10 protein-coding genes are annotated in these 15,760 nt (G+C 43.1%); 8 read left to right on the top strand and 2 right to left on the bottom strand.

Annotated features, from left to right (window positions below; all coding sequences use genetic code 11):
• Window positions 1–1,322: 1,322 nt before the first annotated feature.
• The 8 genes from BMW93_RS32370 to BMW93_RS32325 all read left to right on the top strand — a co-directional run bounded on the left by BMW93_RS32370 (window position 1,323) and on the right by BMW93_RS32325 (window position 10,868).
• Window positions 1,323–1,529 (top strand): SH3 domain-containing protein, encoded by a 207-nt coding sequence (locus tag BMW93_RS32370; protein ID WP_090386502.1) that lies wholly within the window; start codon window positions 1,323–1,325, stop codon window positions 1,527–1,529.
• Window positions 1,530–2,022: 493 nt separating this feature from the next.
• Window positions 2,023–3,273, top strand: coding sequence for a DUF4407 domain-containing protein (locus BMW93_RS32360; protein ID WP_090386499.1), 1,251 nt, complete (start codon window positions 2,023–2,025; stop codon window positions 3,271–3,273).
• Window positions 3,257–4,330, top strand: a complete 1,074-nt coding sequence (locus BMW93_RS32355) for a hypothetical protein (RefSeq protein ID WP_090386497.1) — start codon at window positions 3,257–3,259, stop codon at window positions 4,328–4,330. Before BMW93_RS32360 ends, BMW93_RS32355 begins: the two co-directional genes overlap by 17 nt.
• 6 nt (window positions 4,331–4,336) lie before the next feature.
• Window positions 4,337–5,872, top strand: a complete 1,536-nt coding sequence (locus BMW93_RS32350; RefSeq protein ID WP_090386495.1) for a glycosyltransferase family 39 protein — start codon at window positions 4,337–4,339, stop codon at window positions 5,870–5,872.
• Entirely contained in the window at window positions 5,863–7,857 is a 1,995-nt protein-coding gene (locus BMW93_RS32345; RefSeq protein WP_090386493.1) for a hypothetical protein, read from the top strand. The genes BMW93_RS32350 and BMW93_RS32345 overlap by 10 nt, the downstream gene beginning before the upstream one ends.
• Window positions 7,858–8,063: 206 nt before the next feature.
• On the top strand, window positions 8,064–8,429 hold the full coding sequence (locus tag BMW93_RS32340; protein WP_090386491.1) for a hypothetical protein: 366 nt from the start codon (window positions 8,064–8,066) through the stop codon (window positions 8,427–8,429).
• Between the two features lie 546 nt (window positions 8,430–8,975).
• Entirely contained in the window at window positions 8,976–9,905 is a 930-nt protein-coding gene (locus BMW93_RS32330; RefSeq protein WP_090386487.1) for an abortive infection family protein, read from the top strand.
• Between the two features lie 162 nt (window positions 9,906–10,067).
• Window positions 10,068–10,868: a TIGR02391 family protein gene (locus tag BMW93_RS32325; RefSeq protein WP_090386485.1), complete on the top strand. Its 801-nt coding sequence runs from the start codon at window positions 10,068–10,070 to the stop codon at window positions 10,866–10,868.
• Between the two features lie 243 nt (window positions 10,869–11,111).
• On the opposite strand, the gene BMW93_RS32320 is transcribed toward BMW93_RS32325, so the two are convergent.
• Window positions 11,112–12,788, bottom strand: a complete 1,677-nt coding sequence (locus BMW93_RS32320; protein WP_090386483.1) for a hypothetical protein — start codon at window positions 12,786–12,788, stop codon at window positions 11,112–11,114.
• A 1,384-nt stretch (window positions 12,789–14,172) separates the two neighbouring features.
• Window positions 14,173–15,645, bottom strand: a complete 1,473-nt coding sequence (locus BMW93_RS32315) for an IS1182 family transposase (protein WP_090376304.1) — start codon at window positions 15,643–15,645, stop codon at window positions 14,173–14,175.
• Between the last annotated feature and the right edge of the window lie 115 nt (window positions 15,646–15,760).

Raw genomic sequence — 15,760 nt, 5'->3', positions numbered from 1 at the left:
ACAACCGTAGCCTACACGCCACGAAGCCGGCCAGCGTCGTCGCGTGCGGCCTACGGAAAAAGCACATCGGCTAAGCGTCGCTTCGCGGAAAGGCTGGAGGATATTTTGGTGCCAAAAAACCGGGTTGAAAATCCGCGATGAAACTGTAAAGTCAAAAATTCAAGCCTATATAGTAAAATCGACCCTTAAAAAGTAAGGTGTATAGTTAATCTGCTGTTAGTCCCAAAAGTGTATAGCTATTCTGCTTAAAGTCATTCTGCTTAGAGACAGATTCGAACAAAAGCGAACAAGTTCAAACTCATTCGAACGATTTCAAACACTTTCAAACAAATCCGAATTTTTTAGAATCGAAGCGAACAGTTTCGAACGTGGGTATTGGTTTTCTCCCTAGCCAGCTATCGCCGGTACGTCGCAAAAAGCGACTCCCCGGCGGGCGCTGGCCATGGGCAACCCCCTGGACCCCTGCTATTCGCCTTCCGGCTCATAGCCAGACTTAAAACGAGATCTGTTTTATTGAGAATAAGGAAGATCCCGATTGAACATCACGTAGCTCTTTTGCTGAGGTAGTCATTGTGACTTGGCCATTTACAGCCATTATTCGTGTCGATATCGTCAGGTATTTCCTGGGTTAATAATCGAGAAACCGCGATTCAATAGCGTCGCACCATTAGAGTTTGGCAATGTGCGATGATGCCATCAAAAGGAAATTATTGTTGCCTGGAATGAAGTAACGAGCAGCGTAACATTTGGACCGCTTGTCAATTGATTACCGGTAAATAAGTTTATTGTAATGTATGTCCCCGAGGTGCCGGTATTAGTTAAATTAGTTTGACATACCTAACTCTCCTCGCTTGAAAAAACTTCTACTTCTTCCGATTTTCGCATCTTCCTTGTTCTTTACAAAAGGATTAGATCTCGATTTACATCATTTGTTAGGTCGATGCTCGGGCAGTAATGCCTATTGCTCTGCTTGTAGCAACTGCTCAGCCTGTAAGAACTGCGCTGTTTACGGAGGTAGCTGCGCGGTTTGCTATACTCCCAAAGTTACAAAATCGGCGCGCACACCCAGAGGGGGCAAGTCTCGGTCTTCGGGCAGTTCGAGGAATTCTTTTTATTATTCCTCGAAAAAACATCATCGAGTTCCTCAACCATCCGGTGTAACGCGCGTGCCCAGTGCTTCAGGCATTGGTAATCAAAATGAGATCTCAAATCATTCGCGAGAATTGAATCAGCGAGACGACGCTGAGGTTGCGCAAAGAAACACCCTACAGGTGCCTGATCAATTTTTAACACCTCTGCCTAAAACAGATCGAAAGTACTCCGTGGAAATTCCCGACGATGCCGAGATCATCATGGTGATCGTCAGTAAGGCTAATCTCAGGGAGCTGGCTACTACGAAATCGGCCATTATCGAGGAAATTCCGTACGGCAATTCGCTGATAAAATTAGGTGGAAGCGGCGACTGGATCAAGGTACAGACCATCGATTCAGGCACCGTCGGTTTTGTTTTCTCCGAGCTTGTCCAATAAGTTGGTTTACAATTTGACGACTATTTAAACAAAAAATAATGCTGTCAAAAGTTCATTTTTGGGTTACGGTCATAGTACGTTGGATCAGTCTACTGTTTCAACCTGATAAGAGCATTTCTCTGAAACGGTTCAGGTCGCCAGATGGTGTAATAGTTTGCAAGTGGAAAAATGCACTCTGGATAGAGCTGCCATCCGGTCAACGCAGTTCGAGTACTTCATGGGTCTCCGGAAATCATGCGTCTGGCGTTGTAGCGGGCCATGTGACCGTACACGGATTTTACCGAAAACAGTTGTACTCCGCTACCGCCCTTCTGTTTAATGAATCGTTTGCAATCCAGCCATTTAGATGCGTTGTTAACGAGTCCCCAATTGCGTTTCAGCAACGTCTCCACACAATCACCGCTCGACCGATAAGGGTCTCAGGCGGCATAAAACAAGTCAAATCTAAATCAATTGAAATAAAGCATAACACCTTCTCTAAAATCACTCTACCATGATTCGCGACTACTACGAATTGCAAAGACCCGGATGGATGATGCGCTTTTTCTGGCGTTGTGCCGGAGCTGACAAGTATCTGCTTGAAAGAGCAACCTATACAGACCAGGTTAAATATATGTGCTTGGGCGGTATCGTGATGGCAACGGGTGTCCTGGCCGGAATTGCCGGTGGTTATGCATTCTACACAATCTTCTCGCCCAAGAGCGCGGACGTTCTGAACAAAACTAAAACGCTGGTCGAAAATTCAGAGTACGTTGGTGCCGATGCTACGACAGTGGCGCTGGCGATAGGTTTCGGGATTCTTTGGGGATTGATGATCTTCAACATCGACCGGTTTATCGTGACCAGTACCGGCAAAGGAGATGGGACCGAGAAGATTACCTGGGATGAGTTTAAGGGTGCGATCCCTCGGATTATTATGGGGATGATCATTGCGATTACCATTTCAAAGCCGGTAGAAATCAGGATGTTTAAAACCGAAATCGATCTTGAAATAAAAAAAGAACAGGATAAGGAAAAAGAAATTGGAATCGATCAAGCGAAGAAAAATTATGCGAAAAAGAATGAGGAGATAAAGTCCAAAATGAATGCTTCCTATGACAAAATGAACAAACTGGATAGTCTTATTTCATTCCTTACTATTCAGTTCAATGATGAAGTACGCGGTAAAGACGGGAGTGATCCCGGCTATGCTGCCCGTGCAAAAGCTATTGAAGCGCAAATAATCGGGCTTAAAAATGAAAAGATTAGAATAACAAAAACTTCGGACTACCTCAACAATGCCAGCGAGGAGAAGCGCCTACGATCAGAGTTTACAGCCGATATCGCGAGCGCAGAGCAAAAAGCTGCAACGTTGGATGGGTTGCTGATTCGCATCAAAAAGGCACATGAAATAGCAGGCTTTTGGATCACGCTCTTCATCACATTGCTTTTTATGGCGATTGAGCTCACTCCCATCTTTTTTAAACTTATGCTAACCAAAACCCCATACGATTATCTTTCTGAAAATCGGGATGAGTTGATCAAGGCGGAGCACGGCATCGAGACAAAGTATGACTACTATAAAGACAAACTAGGCCAGGAGCGGCACCTGACGGTCAATCACCAGGCAGAAAAGCTACTATTCGAAAAATCGAAAATTATAGAAGTTCAGAAGGAGCTTTCGGGCTATGCCATAGAGAAATACAAGGAACAGGAAAAGGATAAAATTGACAGAAATCCGACAGACTATGTCCAGACTGCCTGAGAAATATCGCTCATGGGCAAAAAACATATTACACAACCTATGGGCATTGTCCGGAGAGGACAAGTACATCATCAGGGATTCGGCTCCCGCGATCCAGCAGCGTTTTACACGCATTAGTCTGGTGGTTGTGGCGATTGGTATAGTTTGCTTTACCGGTAGTTTTACGTTTTTCGAATATGCGTTTGATCTACCTGCCTTGGTGGAGCTCGTACTATCACTGTTTGTCGCCGTTGTTATTGGCAACTTGTATGTGTTACTGCTTTACACGATTACCCCACTGATTTTTGATAACAAAAGGTCGCAGTCTATGGACCAGCAAAAGTATACGCTGATCGGCGCATTCACGATCCGGATTTTCTTTATTATTCTGATTGCCACCAGCATAGCACAGCCCCTTGGCGTATTGTGTTTGTCTCGTTTTGCCGATGCATCGATTGAGAACTATAAGAAGAAATATCTCCAAGAAGCGCTGACGGCAGCAACAAGTGCAATCGCTGCTGGGGAGGACAATGTAGAGGAACGGAAAAGCCAGGTCGAAGCAGAACGTCTTGTTGTTTCTTCGTTGCTCGATTCGAGCAACTTTTTTGTGCAAAGGATCAGGGTTCTGGCAGATTCTAATTTGGCGTACTGGGGTTTAATGATCGCAATATGGGCGCTATTTTTTTATCCAATTTACCAGAAATACGACATCCGCAATCAAAAGCGGTTTTATCTGCAAAAAAAGGAAGTTGAAGACCGGATCGTAACGGATGCATACGTACAGTTCAAGTTGCATTATGAGGGTTTGATGGTGGACCGACTTTCAACATACAATTCCTTACTTAAACATGCGCTTGTACCGGTGATTGGGTCCATCGACAGTGTTGCCCCTGGTCACGCTGTAAAGATGTATGACGAGCTATTCGCAGAGACTGAACCGATCCCATTTGAAAAATTTGAAGCCTGGCAAGATCCACCCTTCAGAACGGTGAAGAAAAAAGACGACAGACCCGTCCAGCCGGAATCGGCCCTTCTGAACCTGTTATATCCAACTAACGACCAGCCTTCAAAAAGTTAAGCTAAAATGGATCACCGACCGCGCCATAACGGACATTTCCCTTTCACCAGAATTTCGGAGGACGTTGTCGACGTGGCTGTAAGTCAGGATTTGATTATTGCCCGTGAAGAAATTGGGCTTTTTAAAGACGAGAATGGCAAGGAATTTCGACGAATCAGGACGGTTCGGAAAGTTGCCAGGCGAACATTTTTAACTGGTAAACTGAAAGGCAAGTACTGGGGCTACCCGTCTGAAACAAAGGATCGACGAAAGGACATAGGCGATTTCTACGACATCACGATTTACGAGTCGGTATTTTTTGTTGATAAGTGTGACATTAAGACGGACAGGGAGATCAGCTATCGGGAACTCATCACGGAAACTTCCAGAAAACATTCCTGTCAGAGCCAGCAAATTCACTTCGAACAGATCTCTGAAAATATATTGGTCGTTCAAGACCACGAATCCGTGCAACGATACAAAATGGACCTGCACGAACCAGCGCTCTTTAATCCAAGGCTACTTCACAGTATGCATCAATCAAATGGCACAGAAGTGTTTGGCACGATTGAAAGTCACATCTGCGGTTATTTGGTAGATAGTGTTATCAAAGTCGAGGAAACGGTTGAGGAAGTCGAAAAAAACCTCGAATCAGTCGAGACAACGTCTGTTACCACGCAGCCTGAAAAAGAAGATTTTGGAACGACTCAGGACACTGGCGAACCTCCTATTCCTCCAAAACCTCCCAAATCTTCAAAACCTTCAGAATGGGAATGGGGTTTACGGCACAAAGAATCCATCTTGTTCCTGCTCCTCTTTGGTTTGGCAGTAATACTGATACTTGTTAAGTCCCCCTTACCCGCTATTCTGGTCGCTGTGGGGACACTGCTGCTATTATTCTGCCTTCCAATATGGCGAAGTCGGCTCCCTTGGTGGCTATTGGCGGCCTTCGCTTTGTTTTTTGGGCTGTTATTATGGAATTCTTTCAAATCAAATCAGCCAATCATCGAAGGCCTATCCTCTCTCGGAGGCGCGTCAAAAAGCCAAGGAACTGCAATAGACGGAAATCGAGGAGCTAAAGCAGGCCAACAAGGTGCAGACAATCTAATAAAGCCGGAGCGTGAATCTATTGATGACTTAGGGCAAAGCGCAACTGGCGGGAAGCGTGTCGATTCCGCAAACTCAAATCGATCGACTACCCCAAAGATAAGTGCTGGTGCCGAAGCTGTAAATTCGCCTAGTAAAACGACAGATACTCCCGAACCAATTGCGTCCCCTGCGTCAAAAGAGCAAGTAACCTCTTTCGAAATGTACCTCAACCGCGGTTTGAAGGCGGTCGAGGATGAAGAATATGAACTGGCAAACCAGAATTTCAGGCAGGCAGCAAGGCTATCGCCAGGACATCCACGACTCAGATCACTGGCCGACTCCTACAAGGCAGTCGCCGATCAAAAATGTGAGCAGTTTAAACGGGCCAATGCAAAGGGTCTGTCCTATATACCAAACAATTATTATCAGTATGCAGCATCCCTCACTCAAACAGTACCATTGAAATGCGATTAGCCATCACCATCCTTACATTCATAATGCTCACGGTCCTCCGGTCGGCCTGGGCGCAAGAGAAATTTACCAAGAAGGAATTGTATGCCGTTTGGATGGCGGCGGAAGAGAAGCTCGATGAAGGGCAGTTTAATGAGGCATTAAGCCTCTACAAGGCGTATCCAAAGGACTCCAGTTTCATGCTACGTTCGCGGCAAACGCGGTTGCTGGTCGACCTGGCTGCGGAAGGCGATCGATTGCTTAAGCGAAATCAGTCCGCCGAAGCACTAGATAAATTCAAAGAGTACAGAAAATTTAAAGACATTGGTTCGCTCCACTTTTTCGAGGAAAAAATTGAAACATGCCTTCAAAACATCAATAAAGAAAAATTAACCGAGCTGACTTCTCAGCAAAGAATTATTACTGGCTTTGAATTTGCTCATCGTGGTCGTCAGAAGTTGAGTAGGCTCGACACTGCCGGGGCAAAGAAAGATTTTAATAATGCGAAGGCCTTAGGTGGTAATCGGAATAATATACTGAAAGAGCAGTACGTCGACGGCCTTCGGACAACTGAAGATGTCAGCAATTGGGGAAAACGAAATCTCGGCGCTGCAGCCGATTCGCGTTCTACTGAGGAAAAACTTAAAGGCTTAGAAAGCTATCGTGAAATTCATAATGTTAATCTTCCAGGTGTCGAAGATGAAATAAAGCTCCTGAGAGCAAATCTCCGCGGTGACGCATCACTTGCCGATATTGCCGGAATGTGTGATATCGATCTACTGGTAAAACAGGTAGAAGCAAACAAGTCGAGAATAAATAGCTCCGAGTATTTCCTGAGCAGACTTAAAGAGCTTCAAAGCACAAGGCAGAAAATAGCGGCTTTGAAACAAAGCTCTGTCCATGTAGAGACGGTTCGTAGCGCATACACAACCCTCTTTTCATGGGTCGACGAACTGCCAACCGAGGTTCGCCAGGCTGTTAAAACATGCGTCGAGAAAGAGTATGCAGCTTATTCCGCTCAACATCCAGTTACACCTTCGCAAAATTCTCAAAAATGTGAGGGAGAGGATAGTTTCAGACAAACGCTATCTCTTATAAGGAAAGAGTTATCGAACTGCAATTTGAACAGATCGAAAGCTCTATGGGGACAAGCCGTTACTTATATCCGCAGTTGTGAAAATTCGGCGTTTTTGTTGAAAGCCAACGCAAGTTTGCTGGATTCAATTTCGCGCTTTACGAAAAACGATAGCTTACTCGTCAAATACCGCGTCAGTGTGAAAGAATTCGCGAACGCAAGGGATTGCCAGAAGCTACGTGAAGTTTATGAAAAAATGCAATCGCTTAAACCATGTGATGTTGTAGGCTTGGAACGCGAATTAGGCGACGCGCTTGTCATGGTGAATAACTGCAAGGCAGATAGTTGGTTTAAGGCACAGCTCGTTGGTGGTTTTTATGGTGTAAGGCCACACTATAAGATTGGTGATGCTGAAAGGGACATGGCCATGGGTTGGATGGCAACGGCAGGCGTCGAACTGACTTACATTGATCACAAGAACATCGCTGAATTCGTAGCAGGTGTTCATTATTTCAGGACTAATTACTATTCGAATGGTGCATTCGGCTCGACCAATGAGGACTTTACTATCCAGGGTGTTACCGGATCATTGGGTATTAAGCTCCATTTGCCCAACACGCGCCCAGAAAGCATCAGGCCCTATCTCAAATTCGGTCCCGAAGTTCATATTCCGGTGTCCTATACGTATCGGAATTATTCCACCAGTGCCACCACTGATGGCGTCGATCAGCTCCAAAAGACTGTTTTGTCAATTTATGGAGGTCTCGGCATGGAGATTCAAAAGAAACAGTTTGGCGCATTCGTCGAAGTCCTGGCTGCGCCGGGTCTGGGGAATATTTATAACAGTGGTGTGTCTCATTTATCAACAGCCAAGGAGAAGGTTGAAGCTTCCTTGACAAGATTTGGAATCAAATTGGGTCTACGGCTATGGTGAGGCTGTTGGCTTACCCACGATGTGAGCCTCTTCAGTTGGTGTTGATTTTCAGAAATACGATGACCATAGGTGCATTTGATTAATAAATTGGTAATTAACGTATTAGCAAATGCGCTACACTTCCATCTGGTGGCGAGCTTTTTGACATAATTTTGTCCGAGCTTTGTTTGAAGCCAAATTCAAAACAAAAGTGCTTTTCCCTTTCCGTGGACCTGAAAGTTGCGTGGATTGTCCTTTCAGAGGTTCGTCATGCAATCACACATCAGCAGGGAAGAATAGAAGTTTCGAAAGTTAGACTTACCAAGCAGCATGCCTGGCTCTTTGACTGGCTTTTCCCAAGCTCGTATGATTGTGATGGGGGCAGTCAAATCACCATCAGTTATGAAGACCTGAAAAAATCGCTCGAGTTCATAGTCTCTTTGGCTTTTATGTTTTTCAAAGCCGCGTCGATTTCAGAGAATCTCGACTGGGAGTCTTTTATCAAAGTACCTCAGAAGATGAATGAGAACTCGATAACAATTGTTGAAAAAATTTCGGACGAAGATTCGAAGGCTGTCTCAAAACTTGTCTAAAATAACTTCATGTAGAAGCTCCGATCGCATTAACGAAAGTACTTGGGGAGGTGAGCACCATCGGTTTCTTTTTTATGGGAGCGGATGCAGCTGAATCGATGATGCAACGTGACAACCTTCGTCTTATGAAGTGGACTGGATTGATGTTTTGCAACTGTACAAAAACAGGATTAATCACTGGTTTTCAATTGGTTGAAGGTATGTGTACAAATATTTCTTGGCGCGACTAAAAAATTCTTTTGGGGCTAAACCATTCAGTACATTGTTTGCCCTGAAATGGTTGTAATCCATCGAAAGTCTTTGATTTTTGTCTCTAGCATCGTCCAGAGCTAAGAACCGATTGATGGATGGCCATTCAGACATTAAGTCGCCTGTCGGCAGCGATTTTCGGGTTATGACGGGAAATTGATACCATTATAACCGTCCAATTCGAACTTAGAATAAAAACCACTATCCAAATTGAAGCAGTCATTATGATTTGTGGCGAACGCTGAATATTATAAGTAACTTAAAAATTAACATTGCAGCAAAACCCTAACAGGATTAATGATGAACCGTATCAGTGACATCACAAGGCAAAAGATTGCCGATGAGATGAGCATCCGCAAAATCTGTTATTCAGGACGCCTCAGCGAACCGGATTTTTTGGGGCGGATATTTGATCTAAAGAAACTACCTTCAAGAGACCGTAGATACACCAACGCCTACGACGATATTTACCAACACACTGTCAATAACAACGATTGGGAGGACGACTGGATTTACACAGACCCGCGAATCAATTTTTTGCATTGTGAGGACGAAATATATTTGAAATTTCTTTCCCTAAGCGTCCACCCACGCATTAGAGAAAAAGTCACAGAAACAAATGAGCTGATTAGCCTCTATAACAGGTGTTTAGCGATAGATGAGTTTGAGGTTGTTCAGAAGGATTTGATCTCAGGAGTACCAGTATTTGCCGGACGACAAAAACTTATAGATCAAGCATATACCGATGCTAAGAAGATCGAAATAAAAAAGTACCTGGACACGAATTACGTCAATGGCAAAATCAACGTTATGACAAACGCCATTCATAACGACACAGACTTGGCTATTGGGACGGCGAAAGAGCTCCTAGAAACAGTTTGCAAATCTATTTTAAATCACAGAGGAGAACACTTGAAGCCGGAATGGACATTGCCGCAACTAATTAAGGCAACTACTTCAGCACTCGATTTTAAACCGAAAGGAGCTAGCGATCCTGAAAAAGCAGAGAGGGCAATCAGACAAGTACTTGGCGGAATAGCCTCAATTGTTCAAGGTGTCTCTGAATTGAGAAACGACTTTGGTACTGGTCATGGAAAAGATGCAAACTTCGTCGTAATCGAACCTAAATACGCCAAATTAATTGTTGGTGTTGTATCGGAGATAGCAATCTTCTATCTGTCAACCAACGGTGAGTTTGCAGAAATTATTGAGACAGAAGCTGTATGAAAGCGACTAAGCCGCTGATTGTGTCGACATTGTCAGTATGCGACAAACGGTGCGCTGAATAAAGGAACCGCTTGTTTTGGATCTTATTCCGTAGAGACTATTTCTGAATAAGAACCGGAAGAGCGTAATTAATCTTCACCGTCGGATTATTAATAGATAATTATGACTGATTCATTTGACGATATCACTCTGAGAAACCTTTCTGGTATCATCTCGGCTATTCTCACCCATAGCCAAATCACAGAACAATTGTCCAGTTCCTTAATTGCGGAAGCGAGCCAAGGCAGCAACAAAAATGATCGGATTTACTACTCGTTGAAAGAAAGACAACTGCAGGACAAATGTGGAAATAATGTTTTGGCTTTTGTGGCTCGAATTCTAAATCCAAAGAGATACAGTGATGAAGCTTCTTTTGAGCGTGACAGGACGGCAATCAACGAAAAACTGGTATATGAGGGGATTGAAATTGACAAAAGTGGGCAACCCAAGAGAGTAGATAAAGCTAGAACGATTTCAGAAGCAAAAAGACGATCTCAGAAAATCAAAGAAAAGGTTCATGGAATTGGCATTCACCCCAATATTCTTCCTTACTGTGAAGAAGAGTGGTTAAAGGAAAATTATTTTCACGCAATTTTAGAGATTACAAAGAGTGTTGCCGAGCGGCTCAGAGAATTGAGTGGATATTTCTCGGATGGTTCGGAGCTCGTTGATGACTGCTTTGGATTGGGTAAAGACAAAAGACCGATGCTTGCTTTCAACACCTTGACGACACAAAGTGACGAAAGTGAACATAAAGGTTTTGGCAATTTTTGCAAGGGATTTTTTAGCATGTATAGAAACCCCAAGGCCCATAATGCAAAAATATTGGAAGATACTCAGGCTAGTGAGATGACGGAGGTATTGGTTGTAGCGACTATCATCCACAATAAGTTGGATGTTACCTTGAAGACGGGGTACAAATAGGATAACAAATGCCTGCCATCGACCGTTGATATCGCTTTGACCGAGTAAAAAGACTACCATCTTTCAACACCTTTCTCGTGAGGAGAACAAACATCTCCAAAAGCCTTGATAATGAATTTAATTTCCAGTTTACGCCAATTTTTTTTCTTTATGGACGCGTGCAATATACATAAATCGGGAGAACCAAGGTTATAATGGCTCGCTGTTGATCACCATTTTATAGGAAACCTTACTAGTTAATCTTCACTCGCTTTTTACATGTCTACGAAACGCCGTGATCATTTGGATGATCAAATATGGCATGACTACAATGTCGTTCAAATAGATGAGGCAACGAGAGTAAAGGCTAAGCACAGAAATGTCAAAATCTTCAAGACCCAAAACCTCCCCCAAAAAAATGAATTTAGTTTTTGATGGGTATAAATACCCAGGAATGATAAATTCGAGGTAGTGACTCCAAAGTTGACCGGCAGCAGACCAAGAAGAAGATGAAGAAAAGTCTAACTCATAGCTTAGAGTGCTGAGAAACCACCCATACATTAGCGGGCCAATAATAATAAAAATTAGCATCAAGGGTTTCAACCAGCTCATTCCATGATTATTTGAGAAGTTTAAGAAAAGCGAGATTTTCTCTGCTGGGCGCTTCAAAAAGGAAGTTCCTTTGTAGTGAGCTGTTAGCTCCTTTGATCGGTAGTAATTTGCTAGCTCTCGATTGCCTTCCTTATTTGCCGCGATTTTAAGCTGCCGGAAGGCATCACTTTGATTATTAGTTAGAGTAGCTGGATCTAAACCATCGATACTTTCCACTATCATTGGCGTTGCCGAGTTAAAGAACTGAGTTTCGAAAATGCTGGAATTGCTGAATCTGATTGATTCTGGTATCGTGCAGTTAACAAATAACGTTTTTCCAAGAATAGAATCCTCAATTACCAATGGACACTTTTGTGTGTCGACGGCATGAAAAGACATTTCGCCTCGATTGATAAACTGGGACATAACAATTCCATCCACTATTTCCAAATTTTCAACTTTGCCTATAAAGTCTTTACTGAGAGACATATCTCTCAATTCCAGCCCTTTCATTGAAGTTATTACCCTTTCAGCCTGCCCACTTAGGTTTAACATTTTGATATCATTTTTGTTCAGAACAATTATCCCGGCCGATTGGGATTCCAGCTTAATTATTAGTTCTCCGAATCTGTTATGGACAATTTTGGTATCCCCAGCATTTCCTTTACTCAATAGAAAAAACCTTTTTGAGAAGGTCGACCTGAAACAGTTGAGAGTTAGTGAATGATGTGTTTGATAAGAAAAAATTGGTATTTCACACTGCAGCAAGTATAGGTCAATGACATTTTGTGAATCTTTTTCCCCTTCATTGTAAATTTCGGCAGAATCTATTTGTGCAAATTTGAAACTTATTTTTTTTATGTTTGCTCTGATGTAAAGCTTGTGGATTGATTGAGTCGGGACTAGAAACGTGATATCAAATAATGCACAGTAGGTGCTATTGACGGTAACACGATTCAAAGGTATCGAAATTTTAACATTTGCAATTTCGCCTCCATTGATATGCAGGTCAAGGTTAATTTTTTTTTCATGAAAACCATAGCTAGGATCCCCGATAGTTAAAGTATTTCCTTTGACATTTTCAAGCACCATAAAGCATTTCAATCTGTCATCAACCTGAATCTCTTCAAAATCAGCTTGGATAATTAGATATATGGTTGTGAGTGGTTTGCCTTCGTTATCAAATTCGATTTTTTCCTGGCCAATCTGTTGCCATAGGATTAAGGATAGATCGACTTTTACTAATGGCAGGGATTTCAGGACTATCTCAATGGCTTTTGGTGATGGAGTGTTCTTTTGTTGTTCCCTTATTTGATTAGATATTTCGTTTCTAAGGTCTTCGATTTCCATAACTGGGGTGCTATTGAGGGAAAGGTTAGTAGAAAATTCAATGTGGAAAAGTGATTTCTCAGTGTGAATGGCTTGACAAGACGTGGAATATTATAAACCTCTAACAGCTTTCAAACTACTCAATAATGGATAGTAAAACTAATGTTAGTTGCTGCCTTGCGATGGGTCAGGTAATATGAAAGAGCTATCTCGAAAGACAGGAGGCCTATCGAACCGACAGATTCCTGTCTAAGATGCCGTCGATAATAAGGGTAAAAATGTGGTATTACTGAAGTGCTAGGGTATCCGATTCAAGCAAATAATCATACATAAACGAGGTGGCTGGGTCTACGGATTCTAAAACTTCGTTTTCTTCGATGCAGGGTTCCATATCATCGAGAAAAAACAGATACACTAGAATTTCCGCTGTTGTGTTTTCTGTCAAGTCATCCATCATCCATTCCTAAGCAAGCTCGTCGCTCAGGACTGTCAGCATACTTTCTTTCGAGTCATGGATCCTTGCCAGTAGTGGCTTAGAGGAGATGGTTATCGAACTAACCGGATCCAACATCTCGCGCGTCGCTCAAATTGCTACAATGTGAAGTATGGCGCTTTCTTCACCCCAATATAGTCGGGGGCTTGTCAGCGGTTTTCTTTGGCTTGCCAGTCCTTTTATATTTTCCACGCAAAAGGAGTTCTTCACCCTTTGCGTTTTAGGCGGCAATCCCAGATGACATTTTCCGATTCATTCTTATAACCGAACCGGAATTTCTTAAAATCTTGTCGGGTTTTGTGATAACTACGAGCCAGTTTGTATGTTGCAAAAGCATACTCTTGAACTAAGTATCTGTTACTCTTGTCATGTTGGGGCAAGACTTTCAATTTTCCCTGAGAATTAATTTCCCATCAGCAAGCCGAACGAGTTCCGAGTTGGGCCGCCTCGCAGAGCCAGATTCAATTGTATCACCGCGGTCCGGCCGCGTGATACAATTGTACATCTGGCCTACCACGGAAAGACAGGTGGTTGCGCCTGATCTTCACCATGTCTGAACCAGCTGGATTCCGTGCCCGACAAACATGTTTCAGCCTTAAATGGTCACCAAAGATCTGAATTCGGGAACTAAAGGGAAATATAGTCCTAATTAAGTCTTTAAGCCCGATTGGAGCAAAAGGGCTGTTTTTGATGCTTTTCCTGCTGCTTTTTGCTCAATTAGGATTCTTTTACCTCAAAAGCGACCTTCTTGTCATAGATTAGTTAGACTGAGACCAAAATGAAGGGCCAGATCTTAACCTCGAACTCTAAGATTCATCCCCATAGGAGTCAATAAATTTTTTCTTACAAGCCCCTCTCACAATTGTGGCTGTTGCACAACACTACTGCTTGATTTGAGCTTTGACTTGCCTTTCAAGATATCGATAGTAGAACCGCTCTTGCCAACCTAAAGTAGCATAGGTGGGAGTAAATGATCTCATCTATGCTTTTTTTCGTGGAATCGGTCGCGCTTGGCGACAGCCCGGCCTTGTATTTTAGCAATTTCTTCAAGTTGTAGGCGATGGCGGCCATAATCATACATTTATTTGCCTGCTCAATGCCTTTTGCATTTATTCTACCCATGCCAGTATAATTGATTAGTGAACCAATTACCGGCTCGACAGTGCTGGAACGAAGCTTTTTATAGGTCTTGGCTCTATCGCTGCTCATTCTTTGGTACATCTGATCGTACAATGGCTTATCAAGTGAGTGCTTGATCCTTCTCGTCCCCATATAGTTCAGACACGTACTTTTTATTGGGCAGTTCATACAGTCTGCTGGATTGGTTCGGTAAATCTTTCTCTGGAGCTTCCTGTTTTTAGCAAGTTTTTCATAGCATCTAAATGTGGCATGCACTCCCTTTTTGCAGGTATATCGGTCATTCCCAATATCATAAGTAAATCCCTCTTCTTGCCTGTCTTTTTTGTAACTGGCAGTATTGGGAATGTAACCTTCGATGTTATGCTCAGCCAGAGACCGCATAGCATCTCCACTGCTGTAACCAGTATCTGCTAGTATTTCGTTGACTTGAATATTATGCTCCTGCATATTCTCGACAATTTTTTCGAGTATTTTGGGAAGGCTGACATTGTCAGCAGCATTACCCGGAAAAGCACCGATATAGGTAATAAGATGGCTAGCTGTATCAACACTGACCTGGCTGCGATAATACAGGTTCATTGGCTTTCCCGGCTTCATTGTTATTCGCGCATCCGGATCCGAAGGGCTAACGTGGCTCTCATTTGATGCAGGAACCCTTTTAGTCCCAGTAGTTTTATCGTTGCAAATTGGCTTTTCCAGCGCTGCAACATCTTTATCAACGTTGTCAGCTAATTCCTGAACGTATACGTTGGCATCGGCCATGACCTGTTTTTCAACCATCTTACTGATAGAAGCATTTGCACGCACGAGTGCACTGTCAATAGCCTGACGTTTTCCGGAGATCAAACCATGGTCTACACATAGCTTCAACACCTGTTTAAACAATGTAATGAACTGGTCTTCTCCATAAAGTTTGCGCGTACGACTGAGCGTTGAGTGCCAGGGGAATTCTTCATCTAAGTCATATCCCAGGAAGAACAAAATATCCATCCGCATTCGCGACGTGCGTATTATCCGCCTATCACTGGTAAGATTTTCAAGATATCCCACTAGCATCAGTTTCATAAACACGACCGGATCGATACTCTTTTGGCCTTCACTTCCATAATAGTCAGCCGTGCTCTTGTATAAGAAACGAAGATCAAGTATTTGGCTTAACTGGCGGTAGAAATTATCAGCCGGGACATACTCTGAAAGCTGAAAGTTGATGAACAAACGTTCCTGTTGAATCTTTTTTCCTTGCATGTACTGAAGTTAACCAAAATCGAGGTTTTAGCCAACACCTCCCAACCCCTTAATCTGGGTTTTGCAACATAGAAATCCAAGTGGGTTTAATCCTCATGAGTTGTGCAACAGTCAC

Source organism: Dyadobacter sp. SG02, assembly GCF_900109045.1.
Taxonomy (GTDB): Bacteria; Bacteroidota; Bacteroidia; order Cytophagales; family Spirosomataceae; genus Dyadobacter.
Note: the sequence above shows the minus strand (reverse complement) of the source record. Positions and strands in the feature narration are given on the sequence as shown.